The organism is Mastigocoleus testarum BC008 (assembly GCF_001456025.1).
GTDB classification, from domain to species: Bacteria; Cyanobacteriota; Cyanobacteriia; order Cyanobacteriales; family Nostocaceae; genus Mastigocoleus; species Mastigocoleus testarum.
In genome coordinates, this window is record NZ_LMTZ01000130.1 from 1 (window position 1) to 23,489 (window position 23,489).

12 protein-coding genes and 1 pseudogene are annotated in these 23,489 nt (G+C 36.9%); 9 read left to right on the forward strand and 4 right to left on the reverse strand.

From position 1 onward, the window contains the following. The 7 genes from BC008_RS34400 to BC008_RS34425 all read left to right on the forward strand — a co-directional run. Positions 1 to 1,991, forward strand: a 1,991-nt coding sequence (locus BC008_RS34400) for a CHAT domain-containing protein (RefSeq protein ID WP_058184288.1), incomplete at its 5' end; no start/stop codon positions are given. A gap of 10 nt (positions 1,992 to 2,001) precedes the next feature. After that, positions 2,002 to 4,530, forward strand: a complete 2,529-nt coding sequence (locus BC008_RS34405; protein ID WP_027845839.1) for a CHASE2 domain-containing protein — start codon at positions 2,002 to 2,004, stop codon at positions 4,528 to 4,530. After that, entirely contained in the window at positions 4,527 to 5,372 is an 846-nt protein-coding gene (locus BC008_RS34410; RefSeq protein ID WP_027845840.1) for a hypothetical protein, read from the forward strand. Before BC008_RS34405 ends, BC008_RS34410 begins: the two co-directional genes overlap by 4 nt. A 265-nt stretch (positions 5,373 to 5,637) precedes the next feature. Continuing rightward, positions 5,638 to 5,967, forward strand: coding sequence for a tetratricopeptide repeat protein (locus BC008_RS34415; protein WP_027845841.1), 330 nt, complete (start codon positions 5,638 to 5,640; stop codon positions 5,965 to 5,967). Positions 5,968 to 6,024: 57 nt separating this feature from the next. Continuing rightward, positions 6,025 to 6,174, forward strand: a complete 150-nt coding sequence (locus BC008_RS49905; protein WP_161938192.1) for a hypothetical protein — start codon at positions 6,025 to 6,027, stop codon at positions 6,172 to 6,174. Positions 6,175 to 6,304: 130 nt separating this feature from the next. After that, the gene (locus tag BC008_RS34420) at positions 6,305 to 7,822 is read left to right on the forward strand and encodes a CHAT domain-containing protein (protein ID WP_082650685.1); all 1,518 of its coding nucleotides are present in this window, start codon (positions 6,305 to 6,307) and stop codon (positions 7,820 to 7,822) included. Next, the gene (locus BC008_RS34425) at positions 7,789 to 10,722 is read left to right on the forward strand and encodes a CHAT domain-containing protein (RefSeq protein WP_235595972.1); all 2,934 of its coding nucleotides are present in this window, start codon (positions 7,789 to 7,791) and stop codon (positions 10,720 to 10,722) included. Before BC008_RS34420 ends, BC008_RS34425 begins: the two co-directional genes overlap by 34 nt. Positions 10,723 to 10,845: 123 nt before the next feature. Here BC008_RS34425 and BC008_RS34430 read toward each other — a convergent pair whose 3' ends face one another. From BC008_RS34430 to BC008_RS34445, 4 genes and pseudogenes are all read right to left on the reverse strand, one after another. Further along, the gene (locus BC008_RS34430; protein ID WP_027846998.1) at positions 10,846 to 11,196 is read right to left on the reverse strand and encodes a helix-turn-helix domain-containing protein; all 351 of its coding nucleotides are present in this window, start codon (positions 11,194 to 11,196) and stop codon (positions 10,846 to 10,848) included. Positions 11,197 to 11,205: 9 nt separating this feature from the next. After that, positions 11,206 to 11,385: pseudogene (locus tag BC008_RS34435) on the reverse strand (type II toxin-antitoxin system RelE/ParE family toxin); the annotation flags it as partial. A 36-nt stretch (positions 11,386 to 11,421) separates the two neighbouring features. Then, a complete protein-coding gene (locus BC008_RS34440; protein WP_058184225.1) occupies positions 11,422 to 15,165 on the reverse strand; it encodes a CHAT domain-containing protein in 3,744 nt (1,247 codons plus the stop codon). A 120-nt stretch (positions 15,166 to 15,285) separates the two neighbouring features. Then, positions 15,286 to 17,499, reverse strand: coding sequence for a caspase family protein (locus tag BC008_RS34445; protein ID WP_235595973.1), 2,214 nt, complete (start codon positions 17,497 to 17,499; stop codon positions 15,286 to 15,288). 298 nt (positions 17,500 to 17,797) lie between these two features. Between BC008_RS34445 and BC008_RS34450 the strand changes: the two genes are divergently transcribed. Next, a complete protein-coding gene (locus BC008_RS34450; protein ID WP_058184227.1) occupies positions 17,798 to 20,689 on the forward strand; it encodes a CHAT domain-containing tetratricopeptide repeat protein in 2,892 nt (963 codons plus the stop codon). Between the two features lie 409 nt (positions 20,690 to 21,098). Next, entirely contained in the window at positions 21,099 to 23,333 is a 2,235-nt protein-coding gene (locus BC008_RS34455) for a S8 family peptidase (protein ID WP_027845195.1), read from the forward strand. Positions 23,334 to 23,489: the final 156 nt, after the last annotated feature.

Sequence of the window (23,489 nt, forward strand, 5' to 3'; positions counted from 1 at the left end):
AGACCTTGCCATTGGAATTGTCCAGACTAATCACTTCTCGATCTATCTTACCTTACGTCCTAACTAAGCTGGCGATTGCTATATCACTAGCAATTATGGAGACAACACTGGGTAAACAACATCCCGACGTTGCACAAATCCTCAACAATCTGGCAGAACTGTACTGGTTAAAAGGTGATATTACCCATGCAACTAATTTTTTCACTCGTGCTTCAGAAATTCAAGAACAAAATCTAAAACTTATCTTTACTCGAATTTCAGAACAACGAAAGCAATACTATATCAGAACTTTTTCAGGCACAACTAGTCGTATTATTTCTCTATCCCTTGGGGAAGCCCGCAACAATCCGAAAGTAATACGACTAGCATTAACTAACGTACTGCGTCGCAAAGGACGAGTACTCGACACAGTTACCAACAGCACCCAAATATTACGCAGTCAACTAAAAAACAATCCCCAAGCAAAACAACTATTTGATGAGTGGCTGGAGGTACAGCAGCAGCTATCAGCACTGGTGTACAAAGAGTTAGGAAAACAAACGCCTGCACAATATAAAGCTAGATATCAAAAATTAGAAGCCAGAAGAGAAGAGTTAGAAGAAGCTATAAATGTTAAAAGTGCGGAATTCCGCAACGAATTTGAACCAGTAGAGTTAGCAGCAGTCCAAGCTAAAATACCCAAAAATGCAGGATTAGTGGAGATTGTGCAGTATGAGCCATTTAATCCCAAAGCTAAAAAGCAGGATAAATATTTTGGTAAGCCCCGATATGCGGCGGCTATATTGCGAAACCAGGGACAGCCGAAATGGGTTGATTTGGGTGAAGCTACGGCGATTAACAAGTCAGTTTTCGAGTTACGTAAAGCTTTATTAAGCAAGAGTAAACTATCAAAAAACGATTCTGCTTCACCAGAAAAACGTGGCGGTGTTATACCTGGACCTGCTGACGGGAAGTATCTTAATGAGCTTGCTCGCAATTTGGACGAGCAAGTCATGAAGCTTATACGTCCCCACTTGGGAAATGCGCGTCATTTACTACTATCCCCCGACGGACAATTAAACCTGATTCCTTTTGAAGCACTACGAGATGAAAAAGGTAAGTACTTGATAGAGAGATATGCATTTTCATATCTTACTAGCGGACGGGATTTGTTGCGGTTTGATTCGTCTGCTAGTAATAATTCTACCCCTGTAGTGTTTGCAGATATCGACTACGATCAAAAAGAAACTACAGTTGCAACAAGTACTCGCGGTGATTCCCGAAATCGTCGTTCAACTGACTTAGCAAGCTTAAAATATGGAGCGCTTGAAGCCACATCCAAAGAAGCACAACAAATTAAATCAATTTTTACCAACACCAAAATTATCTCCAAAAAACAAGCTACGGAAACTGCTCTCAAACAACTTCAGTCTCCCAGTATCCTGCATTTAGCTACCCATGGTTTCTTTCTTCCTGATGTTGAAGTAGATTTACCCACGTTTGATGCGGGGTTAATTACAAATAAAATTGCCAAACCAACACAAAAAATCCAACTGGAAAATCCCCTGTTACGTTCGGGATTGGCTTTAGCGGGTTTCAACAATCGTAACCAAGCTTCAGCTAGTAGCAATGATGGTGTACTCACCGCTCTTGAAGTTGTGGGATTGGATTTGAAAGGAACCGAATTAGTAGTGCTATCTGCTTGTGAAACCGGCTTGGGTGATGTGAAAGTAGGTGAGGGGTTGTATGGGTTGCGTCGCGCTTTAGTAATGGCTGGTTCTCAAAGTCAGGTTTTGAGCTTGTGGTTGGTGGACGATGCTGGAACCAAAGACTTGATGGTGAAGTATTATCAAGGTTTGAAAGCCGGTAAAGGTAGACATGAGGCGTTACGGGAAGCACAACTTGAGTTATTATCAACAGCAGGTTACGAGCATCCTTACTATTGGGCTAGTTTTGTACCATCAGGTAATTGGAGAGCGCTTGATATGAAGAAAAATACATATCACGAGTAGCAAAAAACCGATGATTAATGTATATCTGAAAATTCAGAAAGTAGATCGAACCTGTTTATTTGAGCTTTCTTGGGGCAAAGGTCAACAACTTAATGCTCAAATTACTTATCCTGAATCAATCGCATCATCATATCAAGAATGGCAGCGATTTTACCGCAAATTTTATAGCAATAAACTCCGGGGAAAAGTTATAAATCAGGGGGTTGTAGCTCCTCCATCAACTGATTGGCAAGCAAAATTAGTACAAGCAGAAGCTAAACTATTATATGAATTTCATCAATGGTTACGTAGTAGTAATTTATATGATATCCGTTCTAAGATTAGTACATTAAGTAAAGAATTAGAAGAACAAAAAAGTAAAGATATCAACTCAGTTTGTGGCTTAATTACAAATATTTTTATTAGTTGTAACGACCTAGAATTAGCACATTTACCCTGGGAAGCATGGGAAATTGGTACAGAATTTGCTGCCGATAAAATCCGTGTTATTCGTCAACCAATTAATATTATTCAAGCTACATCGGAGCGAATTGTTAGACGTAAAGCTAGAGTATTAACAATTTTAGGTGATGATACCAACTTGAATTTTCAGGAAGAGAAAAAAGCTTTAAAATCTCTAAATAAAATTGTTGATGTTGAGTTTGTTGGTTGGAAAGTCGGAACAGATATTGATGAACTAAAACAGGAAATAATCTCAGCCCTAAACTCAGATAAAGGTTGGGATATTTTATTTTTTGCCGGACATAGTAACGAAACTTATCTCACTGGCGGAGAAATTGCCATAGCACCTAATACTTCTTTATATTTGAGCGAATTAGAAAAACATTTAACAACAGCTAAAGAGAAGGGGTTACAAGTTGCAATATTTAATTCCTGTAGTGGTTTGAGTATTGCAAATAAATTAATCGATTTAGGTATTAGTCAAGTTGCAATTATGCGAGAACCGATTCATAATCAGGTTGCAACTGACTTTTTAGTTAAATTTTCCCAAGCCTTAGCTGAATATAAAGATGTGCATGAGTGCTTGTTAGCAGCAAGTCAGTATTTAAAAGTAGAAAAAAACCTGACTTATCCAAGTTCTTATCTGGTTCCCTCTTTATTTCGTCATCCCGCAGCACCTTTATTTCGTATCGAGCCTTTTCAATTTAAGCAACGTCTGAAAAGTTTAATTCCAACCCCTTTAGAAGCTGTAACAATTTCTGCTTTAGTATTAATTAGTTTACAGCTTCCCGTACAGGGTTGGTTGTTAGAAAGACGGGTATTAGCACAAGCCATATATCGCAATTTAACAGGTCAAATTAATTCGGTAACAACTCCTCCTGTTTTATTGGTGCAAATAGATAATGAATCAATTAAAAAAGCCAGAATTTTTAATCCTCGACCGATGGACCGCAAGTATTTGGCGAGTTTAATAGATAAATTAGTAGAATTAAAAGCGCCAGTTATTGGTATTGACTATTTATTAGATAGACCAAATCGAAATAGCGATCGCATTTTGGCAAATTCTATTAAAGCTGGGTTGAATTCTAGATCTCAAACCACTAAATCTCAACTCACTAGATCTCAACCCACATGGTTTGTGTTTCCTAAAACTCGCGATCCTAATGGTACATGGCTGAGCGTACATGAAGAAATTGCGAGTTACAACTGGAGCTTACCAGGAGAAATCGAGGTTTTACCTGGTTATATGCAACTACTACCCAGTTCAGATGATAACCCTAAACCCAGACCTTTAGGATTTGTTTTAGCTCTTTCCCATCAATTACAGAAATCTCCCAATTCACCACAACCGCGATTAGAAAGCAAACAAGATTTTTGGGAACAGATAAGCGTTCGCAGTAAAACTGCACGTACCGTTCATATTAAAACTAATGGCAATAATCGCAAATATTCAAATTTGAAGATATCAAATTTGATATCTGCAAAAATTCGTTTACAACCATTAACAGCCAATAGTTATCATCTGGGTCAAATGTGGTTGCATCCAATTATAGATTTTTCTATACCTCCAAACCAGATATATCAAACTATTTCCGCTTGGGAACTATTAGAGAATTCAAGTTTTACTAAATTCCAAAAACAACTTTCCCAGCAGATTGTAATTATTGCACCAGGTGCATATGGCGAAGCTGGAATCGCACAAAACAATGAGGATAATTTTGATTTACCTGCTGCTTTAGGTTACTGGCGAAATCAAATCGATCAAAACAATACCCGTGGAGTCCTTACAGGTGGTGAAATTCACGGATATATGACCCATCACTACCTAAAAAATAGAATAGTTGTACCTATTCCTGATTTATGGACAATCGGTTTAGCAATAATACTGGGTAAATTTACATCTGATTATTTGATAAAAAATCTGGAACAACGCCAACAAAACTTGATTCTAATAAGTATAGCTTCCACAATCTATGCATTAATTAGTTTACAGCTTTATATTTCACCAGCCGCGATTATTTTGCCTTGGTTATTACCAACAATAACTTTTTGGTTTTACGTTCTACATGCTTTTTATCAGAAAAAGGCTGATTTATGAATAAAATTACATCGATACGACGTAGTTCAATTTTATCTGTTACAGTTTTAATCTATTTATTTTCGTTAAATCCTCAAACTGTCCACGCACAAAACACTTCACTTATACAAAGCTTGTGGAATCAGATATTCAAACCTAAGTCCAAGTCTAAACCCAAGCCAAAATCCAAACCCAAACCTAAAGACCCAGAACCACCGATAAAACCACGTAGAACTGGTTCTCGTCCAGGAAAACCCCTGTGCTTAATTTCCCCGGATGCACCATCCCAAACCAGAATTGTCTGGAATACTAAACCATTCTTTCTCTGGAAAGGTGACATTAAGAAAATAGCAATAGGAATCCCAGGTAATAAGGAATATCTAGAGACTCAAATTGTAACCGGGACTCAAAGTATAACTAATGAAAGTGCGGACAACACAAATTCAAGTGGTAAAAGTGCAAACTATACAAGTGCAAACTATAAAAGTGTAAATTATACAGGTCAAGCCTTGGAACCTGGTAAAACTTATAGGTTGTCAGTATTTTTAAGCGAACATGAAAGTGCTTATCCAACCATGTTCGTTCCCTTTAAAGTGATGGAAGCACCCCAGCGAAATCAAATTGCAGTAGAATTGAGGGTTTTGGAAAGATTGCAAAAAAACAAGGGTGCAGATGCAGAAAAAATAGCCCTAAGTAAAGCTAAGTACTTTGCACAAAAAGGATTATGGTCTGATGCACTACAGCAAGTTTATTCAGTTCCAAATCCATCACCCAAATTGTCACAAATGATTAAACAACTACCAAATCACTTATGTCAACCTAAACAATCTTCTGTAAACATTGGACGTTCCAGAAGTCGTTAGAATTTTGTCTATCTTGAGAACTTGATGTAGAGACGTAGCATTGCTACGTCTTTTTTACTAATTCAATACTATTTTTGCATACCCCCAAAATACCCAGATATATAAAAAATTGGGTAAGCAAGAGAGATAATTAAATAATTTTACAGAACTGCATACCCTCTGAAATACCGAGAAATATAAATCATTAGAACGCACACAAAAGTGTATCTACTATACATTTCGATTACTCATTAACTTTATCAATAACTTAACTGGAGAGACACAAATGAAAGTTTTAAAAGTAATACCTGCAATCGTTTTACTCGGCTTTATGGTAGTTAGTCAAAAAGCAAATTCTCAGACTTTACCTAAAATCGAATTGAAATTGAAACCACAAATTGAGAAATTGCAAGTTGACCCAATACAAACTCCTGACTCGAGAGAGGATAAACAGACAGCACAAATCTATTTAAAAAAAGGACTTGAACTATTTAAAGCAGAAAAATTTAATGAAGCAATTCAGGCTTTCGGTGAAGTCATAAAAATTCAACCCAACAATCAATATGCTTACTTATTTAGTGGATTAAGCTATTTTCAATTAAAACAATACCAATAAGCAAAAGCTAATTTAGATAAATCAATAGAACTGGATTCTTCCATATCTTATGCATACTTGTTCAGAGGATTTACTAACTATCAATTAGGTAAAAAAGAAAATGCAATTACAGATTTACAAATAGCAACTAGTCTCTTTGAGAATGATGGAGATAAAGAAATGGCTCAAAAATCTCGCAATGCAATTGAGCGTATACGTAATACTTAATTTTTGAAGTTGAATCTAGTTGAACTACCCTGCAAATTACTTTTAATATTTGTGGGGTCGAAGCATAACTAATTTCCAAAAAATTAAGCATTATTTTTATGATTTCTTAAATGGGAGAAAAATTCAAAAAATGAGCTTATCGCAACTAATAACTAAAATAGTATTAACTTTGGTTGGTATTACCATATATCCTTCATTACCTTTAACCAGTGCAATTGCTATAGTCAAATCACCAATAATCAAATCCCCTACATATTTAAATATAGGTTCAAATTTGCAAAATAATTATATTTTATCTGAGATTTCACACTCACAGAATATACAAGCATCTCAAAATTTAATTAAAACTCTAATTCTCCAAAATAAACCTGAAGCAGCCTTAGAAATTTCCGAAAATAGTCGCCAACGTGCATTTAGAGATTTATTCACAAAAAAATTACCCACAATCAATGTTGATCCAATTTCAATCGAGCAAATTAAAGAAGTTGCAAAAGCTCAAAATGTGACATTGGTTGAATATTCACTTTTGACTGAAGAAGTAAATGTTGATGGAAAAAGAAAAACACAAGAATCAGAATTATTAATTTGGGTCATCAAACCTACAGGTGAAATTACCATGCGTCGCGTTGATTTAAAAGCTTGGCGACAGAGAGAAAAAACTTCACTTGGAGATTTAATTACTAGACATCGCAATCAAATCAATCTGAGAAGAGAGTACAATAAAGGTATTCGAGTCGCAGCGGAAAAATCAAAAGAAAAATATCATATAAAAAATTGGGAAAAACTTCATCAAGTATTAATTCAACCTATTGCTGATTTATTACCCAAACAACAGGGAAAAGGAGTTATTTTTATACCTCAAAGTGATTTATTCCTGGTTTCTTTTGCTGCATTACGAGATAAAAAAGGTAAATATTTAATTGAAAAATATACAATTTCTACCGCTCCCTCAATTCAAGTATTAGATTTACTTCATCAGCGAAAAAATGCACGTAATGGAGAAAAATCATTTGTCCCTACAACCATGACAAATGATGAATTATTGATAGTCGGAAACCCCACAGCACCCAAAAAACCACTCACAAAAGGAGATTCTTGTAAAGTACTAAACTTACCAGGAGCAGAAAAAGAAGCAAAAAACATTGCAAGGATATTCAACACTCAAGCATTAATAGGTGACGCTGCTACAGAAACTGCAATTGTAAATAAAATGTCACAAGCGAGAATTATTCACTTAGCAACAATGACTTATCCTAATGACTGTAAAACGAATAACCCTCCCGATGTAATTGCTCTTGATTCTTCCAATCAAGATGATGGTTGGTTGAGAACATCAGAAATCCAGAATTTAGACCTCAAAGCCGATTTAGTTGTTTTGTCAGGTTGCGAAACAGCTTTGGGACACATTACAGGTGATGGTGTAATCGGCTTGTCTCGTTCTTTCTTCGCTGCTGGTGCAGATAGTGTTATTGGTTCCCTGTGGGATATTCCCGATATACCAACAGCGATATTGATGACGGTTTTTCATGCTAACTTAAGTAAAAACACTGGTAAAGCAGGTGCATTACGTCAAGCGATATTGGAAACGATGAAAAAGCATCCTAATCCGAGGGATTGGGCTGGTTTTACGTTGGTTGGTTTGTTGTGATGTGGGGAGTTATAGGAATGGGTTATTACAAAATTGGGCGGAGTGTTTTAGTTAGTTCGTTGGTGGTTTTGTCTGCTTCTTTTGTTCCTAAGTTGCCGATGGTTTTGATGACATCGGGGGTTTTAGCGCAGACGATGGATGCACGGACAGCGGAAGCGGATAGGTTGTTTCAACAAGGTAATCAGCACTTTAAAGCCAATCAACTTGAAGCAGCATTACAATGTTTTCAAAAAGCACTAATTATTTTTCGGGATATCAAAAACCGCAAAGGTGAAGCTATGGTGTTAGCTAATTTGGGTTCGGTTTACTCTGTGTGGCAAGATTATCCAAAAGCGATTGATTACTACAAAAAATCTTTAACAATTGCACTGGAAATTAAAAACTCAGAATTAGAAGCAATAGTACAGCCAATGCTTGCAAAGGCGCAACTTAGAAGTAATCCCCAGAAACGAAAAGCTGATAGACTACACAACCAAGGCAAGCGACAGTACCGAAAAGGTCAATTGAAAGCTGCTTTATTATCTTGGAAGCAAGCATTGCAAATATACCGAAAAATTAAGGATCGTGCAGGTGAAGGTAGTGCACTGAATAATCTGGGACTTGCTTACAATTCTATAGGGGAGTATAAAATATCAATTGAGTTTTTCCAAGAAAGTTTAGTAATCGTAAAAGAACTTGGTAATCGCGCAGGTGTTGGTAGTACGCTGACGAATCTGGGAATTGCTTACGATAAACTAGGGAAGCATAAAAAAGCTATTGAGTATTACCAACAAAGCTTGGGAATTTTCAAAGATATTGGTTCTCATAAAGGTGAAAGTCGGGTCCTGACGAATCTGGGAATTGCTTACGGTTCTCTAGGAGACAATAAAAGAGCAATTGAGTTTTTCCAAAAAAGTTTAGTAATCGTAAAAGAACTTAGCGATCGCGCTGGTGAAGCTGCTACATTAGATAACCTCGGAGGTGCTTACAATTCCCTAGGAGACTATAGAAAAGCTATTGGCTTCGAGCAACAAAGTTTAGTAATCGCTAGAGAAATAGGCGATCGCGTTCGTGAGAGTAGTGCGCTGAGTGGTCTAGGAACTGCTTACTATTTCCTGAGAGACTATCGGAAAGCTATTGGTTTTTATCATGAAAGCTTAGCAATTGATAAAGAAATAGGTGATCGCGCAGGTCTTGGTAGTGGTTTTGGTCATTTAGGAAATGTTTACAACTCTCTAGGAGAATATCAAAACGCCATTGACTTCTATCAACAAAGTTTAGTAATCGCTAGAGAAATCGGCAACCACCCCGGTGAAGGTGCTTTGCTGACTAATATGGGACTTGTTTACAATTCCCTAGAAGACTATAAAAAAGCTATTGAATTACACAAACAAAGTTTAGTACTTTTCAAAAAAATCGGCGATCGCGATGCTGAAGGTAGTACCCTGAATAATCTGGGACTTGCTTTGTTCAAATCTAAGAATTTTGTAGAAGCCGAAAAAGTCTTAAAATATGGAGTTGAGGTTCGGAAGTCTCAGCGGAGTAGACTAGGAAACCAGAATAACTTAAAAATTTCCATTTTTGAGAAACAAGCAAACATTTATAGTACCTTACAACAAGTACTAATCGCCCAAAATAAAACCAATGCAGCCTTAGAAGTTGCCGAAAGTGGACGCGCTAGAGCTTTTGTGGATTTAATGACTAGTCGTCTCTCCCCTAATAGTGATATTTATTCCGCTACGGAACCAACTATTAACCAAATAAAACAAATTGCTAACGCACAAAATTCTACTTTAGTCCAATATTCAATTATTGGTGAAGAATTCAAAGTTGCGGGTAAAGGACAAACCAAAGAATCCAAACTCTACATTTGGGTAATCAAACCCACAGGTGAAGTCACCTTCCGTAAAGCTGACTTAAAACCATTGTGGCAAAAAGAAAACACAACATTAGGTAAATTAGTTTCCACCACCCGTAAATCCTTGGGTGTTAGTGATGATGAGCGCAATATTTTTGATGTCAAAGTCAAAAATCCCGTGAATGAAAAAATACAAAAGGAAAGCTTACAAAAACTCCATCAACTATTAGTTAAACCCATCGCTGACCTCTTACCAACTGACCCCAATCAACGCGTTACTTTCGTTCCTCAAGGTGATTTATTCCTGGTTCCCTTCCCTGCATTAATGGACTCTAAAGGTAAATACCTGATTGAAAAACACACCATTCTCACCGCACCCGCGATTCAAGTATTAGAATTAACTCGCCAACAACAAAAGCGCATCAAAACTTTACCAAAATCATCTCGAAAAAATGCTCTGATAGTAGGCAATCCTACTATGCCGTCATTTAATACCAAGTATGGAGAGCCAGGAAAACAGTTACCATCTCTACCAGGAGCCAAACGAGAAGCGGAAGCTATTGCACCCCTATTTTATACCATAGCCTTGACTGGTGACGAAGCCACGGAAACCGCTATTAAAGCCAAACTTCCCCAAGCAGGATTAATTCATTTAGCTACCCACGGTTTATTTGATGGTTTCCAAGGATTACAAAGTTCCATTGCTCTTGCACCCTCTTCTCAAGATAATGGTCTTTTGACTGCATCCGAAATCCTAGATATCAAACTTAATGCTGATTTAGTGGTATTGAGTGCTTGTAATACAGGTAGGGGTCGAATTACTGGTGATGGGGTAATTGGTTTATCTCGTTCGTTAATTAGTTCCGGAGTTCCCAGCGTTTTAGTTTCATTGTGGTCGGTACCAGATTCACCTACAGCATCATTAATGACGGATTTTTATCAAAACCTCAGCAAAAATCCTGATAAAGCTACTGCACTGCGACAAGCGATGTTGACGAGAATGAAACAGCATCCAAATCCTCGTGATTGGGCTGCTTTTACTTTGATTGGGGAAGCGGAGTGATTTTTTAATTAGCATTTATATTTGTCGTTAGGAAGAGAGGGGGTAGAAAATATTTTTTACTATATACCGTCAGGTGTTGGGTTGCGCTTCCTTAAACTAACCTATGAACTACTTAAGCCCTTATTAAGAACCAAATTCAACGTCATCTAATTCTGATTCCTCGATTTCCGAAATACCTACTAACGTAACAGGTGGAAGGTTGGGAAATTCAACAACAAGCTTTAAATTACCTCCCATCGCTGCAATATACTTCTGCAAAGTTGAAAGCATCAAATCAGTACGCTGTTCCAAACGAGAAATATTCCCTTGATCAACTTCTAACAGTTCAGCCATTTGTTTTTGAGTTAGCTTTCTAGCTTGTCGCAACTGCTGTCGAGTCATTTCTTCTGCAATCAGCCTTTGTGACTCTTCCTCAATTTTTTTTCGTCGTTCTGGTGACAATTCTTCTAATTTTTCTTTTAAAGTTTTACCCATAGCTTATTCTCACTTTTCGTCTTGTTGATTTTTCAGTTGGGTTAAATGTGTTTCAAATCTTTTATCAGCCGTTTTGATTAGTTGCTTATAAAAACGACTTTCACTACCACCGGATTTATCTCCTGCCACTAACAATATTGCATCGCGTCTGGATTCAAATGCAAATGCAACACGCCAAACACCATTAGCTATCAAGCAAAGTCTCACAGCACCCTTGTATATTGATTACTCCGCTTCTCCAACCAGGGTAAAAGCAGCCCAAGCTTTGGGATAATTAGGGTGTTTCTTCATTACCTTTAACATTGCTTGTCGTAAACCTTGGGCTTTATCAAGTTTCCTTTCATAGACATTGGTATAAAATTCTGTCATCAATTCAGCAGTGGCAGCATCGGGAACTTGCCATAATGAAATCAGGACACTGGGAACTCCAGCAGAAATTAAGGAACGAGATAACCCAATTACTCCATCACCAGTAATCCTTCCTCTTCCAGTATCACAAGCACTAAGAACGACTAATTCCGCCTTTAATTTCATTTTATAATCAAAAACTTCACCCGCAGTTAACATTCCATCGCTACCACCTCCAGGTGCAAGCGCAATCCCACTTTCTCTAGGTTGTACTTCGTTAAAGGTTCCGTGAGTAGCTAAATGAATTAACTTAGCTGATGGTAATTTTTGAGTAATTTTATATTCAGTAGCTTGGGAACCAATTAACGGTTTAACATTCAAAAGTTTGGCGATCGCCTTTGCTTCTTTTTCTGCACCACTCAGGGGTTCAAATCCTGGTGGCATTGGGCTAGGATTACCTACAATTAGATATTCTCCGCTTTTATTAGCTAATTTTTGTCGTTGTTCGTTGGTTAATGCTAGTACTTGAATTGAAGGTGCGGTGAGAATAGTATGTTTTTCAATCAGGTATTTTCCATCAGCATCCATTAAAGCTGGGAAAGGTGCAAGAAATAAGTCTTGGTGGGGAATGAAAATAACGCGGGAATCGTCATATTTAGGTAAGAGTTGAGCGATGGGTTTAATTAGTAGTTGGTGGAGTTTTTGTAATTTTTCGGTTTGTTCTTGGGGATTGGCTAAAGGTTGTTTGACAATTGCTGAAAATTTACTTCTTACTCCCATAGATGCACGAGTGGTACTTACTAACTCGTTGAGAGGAATTTTTAAGGATTTCAGGTCAACTTTTTTGAATGCAACTTCACCCGTGGGTTTGATTACCCAAATGTAGAGTATTGATTCGTTAACTACAGAATATTCAACTAGTGTTGATTGTTGCTGTTTGGCTATTTTCTTAATATCTGAAATGTTGGGAGATTTAATATCTATTTGACTGTCGGGGTTGAGGTTTCGTGTTAGTAAAAAGACTAATGCTCTGGCTCTACCGCGTTCAGATATTTCTAGTGCTTGGTCAATTTTATTTTGAGATACTAAAGCGTATTGTAACAATTTATAAGTATCATTCTGTTCTTCAAAAATTGTTACCTGCTGCTCATATGGTAACTTTTCTCTTAATGATTCCCAAAGTTTTATAGCGGTGAATAATTTTGTTTGTGCATCTAAATATTTACCTTGAAAAACATAATTTGCTCCAATACCGTTGAGAGTTCTACCTATCATCACTTTATCGCCTATTTGTTCGCTAATAGCGAAAGCTTGTCGATAATTATTTAATGCCTTTTGGTACTCTCCCTTCAGGTTGTAAACTTCTCCAATATTATGGAGACTTGTAGCTTTACCAGCTTTATCGCCGATTTTATGAGCAATTGTAAATGCTTGTTGATAATTATTTAATGCCTTTTGGTACTGCTCTAAAAACGTGTAAATGACTCCAATATTACTGAGAATTATACCTTCACCAAATTTATTGCCAATTTGTTGAGTGATATTTAAAGCTTGTTGATAATTATCTAATGCCTTTTGGTATTCTCCTTTACTCCGGTTAACTTGTCCAATATTGGTAAGAGTTGTACCTTTACCTGCTTTATCATCAATTTTTTGAGCAATAGTTAAAGCTTGTTGATAATTATCTAATGCCTTTTGATATTCTCCCAGTCTCCCATAAATTTTTCCAATATTGTTGAGAGTTCTACCTTCACCAAATTTATCATCAATTTTTTGAGCAATAGTTAAAGCTTGTTGTAAATACTCTAATGCGTTTTGGTATTCTCCCTGAGTGTCGTAAATTAGTCCAAAACCATTGAGAACTCGAGCTTCATTTGCTTTATCGCCAATTTTTTGAGCAATGGTTAAAGCTTGTTGATAATAATTTAATCCTTTTTGGTACTCTCCCAGACTTCGGTAAACTCCCCCAATGTTGTTGATAGTTACACCTTCAACAGCTTTATAACCAATTTTTTGAGCAATGGTTAAAGCTTGTTGATAATAATTTAATCCTTTTTGGTACTCTCCCCAATTGTCGTAAAGTGTTCCAATATTATTGAGAGTTGTAGTTTCACTTGCTTTATCGCCAATTTTTTGAGCAATAGTTAAAGCTTTTTGAAAATTATCTAATCCTTTTTGGTACTCTCCTTGCTTGTTGTAAACTGTTCCAATATTATTGAGAGTTGTACCTTCACTTTCTTTATCATCAATTTGTTGAGCAATAGTTAAAGCTTTTTGATAATAATTTAATCCTTTTTTGTACTCTCCCCGATTGTTGTAAACTCCCCCAATACTATTGAGAGTTTTAGCTTCACCTACTTTGTCATCAATTTTTCGGCGAATAGTTAAAGCTTGTTGATAATTATCTAAAGCCTTTTTATATTCTCCCTGCTTGTGGTAAACTATTCCAATATTGTTGAGAGTTGTGCCTTTAACAGCTTTATCATCAATTTGTTGAGCAATAGTTAAAGCTTGTTGATAATAATATAATGCTTTTTGATACTCTCCCAGAATCCATAAATTTTCCCCAATGTGGTTGATAGTTACAGCTTCAATAACTTCATAGCCATTATTTTGAGCAATAGTTAAAGCTTTTTGATAATGATTTAATGCTTTTTGATACTCTCCCTGACTTTTGTAAACTCCCCCAATATTATTGAGAGTTGTAGCTTCACCATATTTATTACCAATTGTCTGAACAATGGTTAAAGCTTGTTGAAAATAATCTAATGCCTTTTGATTGTCTCTCAGATTCCAGTAAATTTCTCCAATATTATTGAGATTAGTACTTTTAAGAGCTACATAATCATTATTTTGAGTAATAGTTAAAGCTTTTTGATGATAATCTAATGCCTTTTGATAGTTTCCTATATTTCCGTAGACTGACCCAATATTATTAATAGTTGTAGCTTCTCCATGTTTATCACCAATTGCTTGAACAATAGTTAAAGCTTGTTGAAAATAATCTAATGCCTTTTGATTGTTTCTCTGATTCCGATAAACTTCCCCAATGTTATTTCTAATTTTACCTTCAAAAGGTGTTAGATTATTTTTTTGAACAATGGTTAAAGCTTGTTGAAAATAATCTAATGCCTTTTGATGCTGTCCTATATTGACGTGGACTAACCCAATGTTATTTATAGTTGTAGCTTCAAGAGCTTCATGACTAATTTTTTGAGCAATAGTTAAAGCTTTTTGATAATTATCTAATGCCTTTTCATGTTCTCCCAAATTCCAGTAGGCTAAGCCAATACCATTAATGATCATAGCTTCAAAAGCTTTATCATCAATTTCTCTGGTAATGATTAATCCTTTCTCAAATAAATCCAAAGCTTGTTGATATTTACCTTGATTCGATAACTTCATTCCCTGTAGAATCAACCTAATTAATTCTTTTCGCTGTTCTTCCCTCCCCTGTGCTTGTGCTGTTAATGTAACCCTTTCCTCTACTTCCCCCACCCGCGAAAACGCCACATTCGGAGTAAATATCAACGAAAGCATTATTGTCATCACTGCAATGCGATCGCGAAACATTGATAAATTGTCTTTCTTGTTTTTATCGTATTTGAGCTTATCCCGCATTTATCACTCCTTAACCATCTGTATAATTATTCTTATTTCTCAGTCATGATGAAACTATGCAATTTTGACTTATGTCCTATGGACATGCCACGCTAATGACTTCCGCGAAGCGATTGACAACTAACCCACCTCAAAAGATAAGGAAAGAGTCACCATTTGCTTAACTTCCATAGATTTTGATTTATCTTTGCTAGGAATAAGACCACCAGCACGTTCACTACTCAAATCACTCAACAAATCGTCAATTGCTCCCACTTCTCCTTTTAAATCTATGGGTTGGCTTCTCAAACCTCTTTCTTTTGCTAGTGCTGACAATGTTTTTACAGCATTTTTCAAAGGTAAACGACTTGCAATTAATAAAGCTTCTCCAGAACCTTTTTTTAATGCTTTTAATTCCAGTTCTTTGGGATTACCAATTACCATTGTTTGACCTGCTACTAAGCGCATTGATTGTTCGTTAGCTGGCCATTGGTAGGGAAATATTAATATAATATCTCCTGTGGAATCAATGAGTAACATTGTAATATATAGACCATGATTGGTGCGGTTAGTTACCTGAAATTCAAAAAGTTTATTTAGTGGTAAATTACCTGTTTTACTTTGCCTTAGCTGTCGCTGATTATTTGCACCTCTCACCGTCGTAACTCTAGCAATTGGTTGTGATTTTTGTTCTACTAAATTCATCCCCATTTCCACATCTAACAGAGAAGAATTAGCATTTAAGGTTTTCTTGAGAATATGTATTGCTACTAATGATTTGAGTTTTGCTTCCCAGTTATCAATTACCTTTGTAACCGTTTCTCCTGGTTGGCTAAATAAAGATTTATCTAATGGTTGGAATCCTTGGGTAAATAATCCGATACTACCTACTTTGGGAATATCTTTTAATCCTTCTTGCTGAAATTGTCGGTGATGTTCCGCTGTCATTTTACCTAAAATATAATGCACTTCATCGGTATAAGGAATATTTCCCGAACCTGAATTAACAGCTTTGATGCGTTTGATTTTTGTTAAGGCTTTGGTGATATCTGCTACTTCTCCAGCCAAGGAAGAATCAATTCCAATATGTAATTTTAAATCTGTGGGAATAGCGCGGCTAAATTCTTGTAATAACATTCCTACTTGGGGAGCTACTTTTAATTGTTCTTTCTCTACAATTGCTTTCCCAACCAATCCCTCACGGGATACCCCTTTAACTTTTCCTGCTGGTTTTCCTTGACTATCTAAAATATTCAAAACAGCACCTTTTTCAAAGCTGTCTAAACTTCCTCCTTCCCATCCTCCCAACCATAAAGTAACTTGATTCCCATTACTCTCTGTAATCACAGCATCAGTAGGTAGTGCTTTTTGATTGATAAAGTAAAATCCCTGGCTTTGATTACCATCTCCCAAAGGATATTGATTATATGATTTCAGAGTCGGAGAAATTTTAGCGATCGCACTTTCAACATTACCGGAATTATGCCAGAGATATTGAGTCATCAGGTAAGTAAAAGCACCCGCAGAAAAACCGGAGAAGGGAGCATCTGCTGCTAGTTCATCCTTTTGAGCAGAAGCGATAACTACCCCTTTTGCAACTCCTTGACAGCGTTTTTGAGCTAGTTCCTGTTCCGACAAACCCAAATCCTTCATTAAACGTTTTTGAAATTCGATTTCCTCCGTACTGGGACTAAAACCATCACCGGACACAGAACGGATGCGAAAATTCCCCCTAGTTCCACCACCAGAGAAACAACTATCCAACACAGCGGTAACATTTTCTGTCTTCAACGCAGACATAAGTAAAAACAAAGTACGTCCCATGATATCGGTCACTCTTCCTTCTCCATCATCACCGGGAACTAAAGTACTATTTAGTTCATTATTTCGGCAATTACGAACTGTTTCGCTAGTCTCAGAGAAACGAGAACCATGTCCGGAAAAATGGAAAACCACTACATCCCCTGGTTTAGCTTGTTTAATTAAATGTTCTTCAAATGTAGTTAAAATATTTTTGCGAGTAGGTTGTTTATCGGTAGATTCATCGCTAGTGAGTTTAATAATATCGTTGGGATTAAAACCAAAACGGTGAATTAACAGTTGTTCCTGCAAATCTACATCAGTGGTACACCCTTCGAGATTAGTAAATCTTTCGCTATTGGGATAATTATTCACCCCCACCAGCAGCGCTAACTTACACGGAGTATCCTTTGCTAATACTTGAGCATAGCGGTTGCTTTTACTGATGATATCAAATTGGCTCAGAGCTAGGGTGGCGAAAGTGGAGCCAGCGAATTGTAAGAAATGACGACGTTTGATAGTAGACATGGTTGGGGAATTTAAACTGTCAGCCATTGGTTACTCCTTCAGCGTATTGGTAATTATTTTTATCTCTGGCTAAACGGAGGTTATGCAGTTGTTGTGCTTCAATTATGATTCCTAAATTCAGTAATTATGCTGATTTTTTTGTAAAGATATAGTGAATTGTAACGATTTGGTAGATTAAATGCCAGAAATTAAGTTTATTCTGGTACAAAACATTTTAAAGCATTGATTTTAGGTCTTAAATCCTGGGTAAAGAACACCCATTTCTGCATAGGTTCATCAGCCATGAGAGATATGTAAAAACAGTAAGTTGAGATTATTCAGTATCATGAATTACAAAAAGCTTTTGCTCGTCGCTGTCACAACTATCGTCACCATAAGTTTACAATCTGCTGTGGTTTTATCAGCGATATTACCAGTGCATAAAGTATTAGCGCAGACAACAGAAGCACGGGAAGCAGAAGCAGATAGATTATTTAATCAAGGTATACAACAGGTTGGAGCAAATCAACTGGAAGCAGCATTACAATCTTTTCAAAAAGCATTAATTATTTACCGGGAAATCAAAAACCCTAAAGGTGAAGGCTGGGCATTAGCTAGTTTAGGATTGATTTACTTTGAATTGCAAGATTATCCCAAAGCAATTGATAACTACCAACAATCTTTAGCCATTGCACGAGAAATTAAAAACTCAAAATTAGAAGCAATAGTACAGCCAATGCTTGCAAAGGCGCAACTTAGAAGTAATTCCAAGAAAGCAAAAGCTGATAGGTTATTTGAGCAAGGTATTGAGCAGTATCAAAGTAATCAATTTAGAGCAGCATTGCAATCTTGGGAAGAAGCGTTAAAAATCTACCGCGAAATAGAAAACCGTGAAGGTGAAGGTAAAGTACTAGGAAATCTCGGCATTGCTTACGATATTTCGGGAGAATATCTCAAAGCCATTGAGTACCATCAACAAAGCCTAAAAATCGCACAAGAACTTAACAATCGTTTAGTTGAAGGTCAATCATCGGGAAATCTCGGTCTTGCATACCATGCTTTGGGAAACTACCCAAAAGCCATTGAATACCATGAACAAAGCTTAAAAATCGCACAAGAACTTAACAACCGTAATGGTGAGGGTGCAGCATTAGAAAATCTTGGACTTGCCTACCGTAACTTAGGAAACTATCCCAAAGCCATTGACTACCATCAACAAAGATTGGCGATTGCACGGGATATAAAAGACCGTAGAGGTGAAGGTCAATCGTTGGGAAATCTTGGTATTATCTATCATTCCTTGGGAGAATACCCAAAAGCCATTAAGTACCATAAACAAAGCTCAGAAATCGCAAAAGATATTGAAAACCCTTTAGGTGAAAGTGCAGCACTAGGAAATATTGGCAGTGCCTACGATGAGTTAGGAAACTACCCCAAAGCCATTTACTATCATGAACAAAGGTTAGCGATCGCACAAAAAATTAAATACCCTTTAGGTGAGAGTCAATCACTGGGAAATCTCGGTAGTAGCTATAATTCATTGGGAGATTATTCTAAAGCCATCAATTACTATCAACAAAGCTTAAAAATCGCACGGAAAATTAAAGACCCTTTAAGTGAGGCTCAATTATTGGGAAATCTCGGAGTTGCGTACCGTAACTTGGGAGACTACTCCAAAGCTATCGACAACCAACAACAAAGCTTAAAAATTGCACGGAAAATTAAAAACCGTAATGGTAAGGGTTTTGCACTAAGTAATCTAGGATTTACTTACTACAAACAAAGAAAACTAACTTTAGCTGAAAGTAACCTATTTGAAGGCATAAAAGTTTACGAATCTCTCCGGGGTCGAGAATTAAAGGATAGTGAGAAAGTCTCGATTTTTGAAACCCAAAGTAATACCTATAAATTTTTACAACAAGTCCTAGTCGCTCAAAACAAAAGTACGGCAGCTTTAGAAATATCCGAACGGGGACGGGGACGGGCTTTTGTAGAATTACTAGCTTCCCGCTTATCTACCAACCCTCAAGAACAATCCCCCAAACCACCAAATATTACTGAAATTAAACAAATTGCCAAACAGCAAAATTCCACTTTAGTCCAATATTCAATTATCTACGATGAATTCAAAATCGCAGGTAAACCCAAAACTAAAGAATCTCAACTCTACATCTGGGTAATCAAACCCACGGGTGAAGTCACCTTCCGCAAAGCTGATTTAAAACCATTGTGGCAAAAAGAAAATACAACATTAAGTGAATTAGTTTCCACCACCCGTACATCCTTGGGTGTTAGCGATGATGAACGCAGCATTTTTGATGTCAAAGTCAAAAATCCTGTGAATGAAAAAATACAACGAGAAAGCTTACAAAAACTCCATCAACTGTTAGTTAAACCCATTGCTGACCTCTTACCAACTGACCCCAATCAACGGGTTACTTTCGTACCCCAAGGTGATTTATTCTTGGTTCCCTTCCCTGCATTAATGGACTCTAAAGATAAATACCTGATTGAAAAACACACTATTCTCACTGCACCCGCAATTCAAGTATTAGAACTAACCCGCTCGCAACGACAACGAATAAAAAGTCAGCAACGGATACCAGGTAAATCTCGCCAAAATGCTCTGATAGTAGGCAATCCTACCATGCCTAAATTTAATACCGAATATGGTGAACCAGGAAAACAGTTATCATCTCTACCAGGAGCCAAACGAGAAGCAGAAGCTATTGCACCCCTATTCAATACCAAAGTCTTAACTGGTGACGAAGCCACAGAAACCACTATCAAAACAAAACTTCCTGAAGCTGGGGTGATTCATTTCGCTACCCACGGCTTATTTGATGGTTTCCAAGGATTACAAAGTTCCATCGCACTTGCACCTTCCTCTCAAGATAACGGTCTTTTGACTGCTTCCGAAATGCTCGACATCAAACTTAATGCAGATTTGGTAGTGCTGAGCGCTTGTAATACGGGTAGAGGTCGAATTACTGGTGATGGGGTAATTGGTTTATCCCGTTCGTTATTTCTGGCTGGTACTCCCAGCGTAGTGGTTTCATTGTGGTCAGTTCCCGACGCACCCACCGCAGAATTAATGACGGAATTTTACCAAAATTTGTATCAAAAGAATCTGGATAAAGCACAGGCTTTACGTCAAGCGATGTTGAAGATGAAGGAACAATATCCCAAAGCTCCCAGGAAATGGGCTGCTTTTACTTTGATTGGGGAAGCGGAGTGATTTTTTAATTAGCATTTGCTACTTTGTAATTTATTGATAGTGATGCGTTAGGTTGAATTATATACTGAATATTTTATGAGTCTATCGTGAATTTTGGCGATTGTTATCTGCTGCATATATGGCGTTACGGTACGTCTATATAGATTCAAACCAATCACCAATCATATGAGAAATTTTAGAGGTATCAAGTTTATTTCTCGCACCAAAAAACTGCATACCCCCTTCATCACTGAGAAGTATAGATAAATCAGCGGGGAAAGAACATTCACTCACTCGCTACCAATATACCCAGGACTTACTCAAGCTCTACTTTTTGAGAAGAGCAAAAACCTTAAAACCTTTTGTTCTTCCGTTCAATAAAGTGTAAATCAATATCTCATATTTCTTATTCAACACAAACCGATCGCTTATGAATCCCAAAGGTACTGTATCTAGAATTTTCTTAGCCATTAGTATTTTGGCTTCAACAAATATATTTCCATTTGCAATCAACTATTATATAGGTTCTAATAAAACTGCCTCTGCTCAAATTGTAGAATCAAACAATAACCAATTATTTTACATTTATAAAGGACAGCGCATTCCTTTAACTCAACAAAAAGATGCGATTGCTGTTGAATTTAAACCTTTACCGAAAACTCGTACTCGCGGTAGCAGTCCCGATCCTCTTTACCTCCAATTGGAAAAAGATTTACAAACAGGTACTCGTACTCGCGGTGGAGGTAATCCCCAGATACAAGTTAAACCTTTAGGTAAAAATTACGCCCTTGTTACTTTAACTAGTAGTCAAAATTTTGATATTAAGAAGAAAATTCAAAATCAAAATTACGTCAAGGCTTCTTTACCAATATTAAGTCGTGCTGACAGTCAAGATACTATTGTTTTACCTAACGAAATCATCGTTAACTTTGAAGCAAACATTTCCGATCGCGATAAAGAATCCATTCTTAAACAAAAGAATCTAGAAATTATTCGTCCTCTACGTTTTTTCCCCAATATTTATATTGTTAAATCAACAGTTGCTTCCGGTACAGATATATTAAATGTTTCTAGTAAACTTGATGGAGTAAAAGGTATTACCTCTGCTGTACCTAATTTTCTCCAGTCTGTTTCTAGCTTCATTAATATCGAAAATATCGAAGAACAAAACTCCGAGGGTTTCAATGATGATTTGAGTACCCAGTCAATTAACAAAACAACTACCAATGTTACAAATTCTGGGAAGGCTGAAATAGATTATTTAGGCTTACAGTGGCATTTAAATAGTACTCCCCTCAAAGAATGTTTACCGCAAAAAATTAATGGCTTTAATGCTCTGCAAAACTGTCTGAAACAACGAACTACAGAAAATTCAAGCTCAAAATCAAGTTCAAAATCAAAATCATCTCGTACTGATTTACATGTCACAGAAGCTTGGAAAAATAGTAATGGTGGAAAAGGTGTAGTCGTTGCAGTCATTGATAGTCTGATCCAATGGGATCACCCCGACTTACGAAATAGTTTATATAAAGTAGAGGCTGCAGATAAATGTCCTGGAGAAGTTTATGGATGGGATTTTTCCCAACCAAGCAGCAGTAAGAAGCCTTGTGAAATTGGTGATTCTGATACCAGTGTCAGTCCTTTAGAACTTAATGCTTTAAAAAGGAAATTACATGATACTTTCAAGCTATCTGACCGTAAATTAATCAGACGATATTTAACACCAAAAATACGACAGCAAATAAGATTTCGACCCTCTGAGAAACAGTTAGCAGAGTATTTGCGTCGGAAAATTCGTTCTGAAGTCGGTGGTGAATTTCACGGTACTTTAGTTAGTGGAGTTATTGCTGCAAAACCTGATAATTCTCAAGGTCAAGATTCCCAAGGTATATGGGGAGTAGCACCCAACGCCAAAATTTTACCCGTGCGAGTATTTGGATTAAATGGAAGTATTTCTCCTTCTTCATATATTGAAGCTGTGGGTTATGCAGCGAATCGTGGTGCTGATGTAATTAATTTGAGTTTAGGTAAAACCCTACCAACCGATGTGGAAGAATTTGCATTATCACAAGTACTACAGCAAAATCCCAAATTAGTCATAGTTGCATCATCCGGTAATTCAAACTATACCCAAGTTGCTTATCCTTCCGGATACAGTGGAATTTTATCAGTTGGTGCGAGTAATTTATTTGGCGATCGCGCCTATTACAGTAATTATGGTAAAGGATTAGATGTAGTTGCACCAGGTGGAGATTTGAGTACATCAGCTGGATGGTTGGGGGGAATACCCACCACCGGAGGAACTTGGATGGATAAATTCTGGAACGGTTTAGCTTTTCCTAACTCGCGTTGGTCTCCTACAATTGATTTCAAAGGAAAATATTGGTGGATGCAAGGTACTTCTTTCTCTTCTCCAGCAGTTGCGGGGGTTGTAGCTTTAATGAAGGGTGAAGACACCGATGGAAAATTGAACCGCGAGCAATTAGTTAATATTTTGAAATCTACTGCAAGTTACGATAATTTGAAGATTTCCGAACCAGACAAGAAATCATATCGTACTGTGGTTAACAAAGGTTTGATACCTTCTTCGGTCACAGAGAAACAATTTTTCTTTGGTAGCGGACTTGTTAACGCTGATGCAGCAGTTAGGGCTGTGAAGAAATAATTAAGATTTTGAATGAAATTTCATCTTCCAAAAACCCACAGAGTTAACACCCTAGTGTAGGGGCGCACCGTGCGCCCTTACAAGTGGTATATTTTTTCTTTGAAAGTTTCTAAAATACTGTTTGGTAGTGTTAAATCTTTAGTCAATTTTAATGGA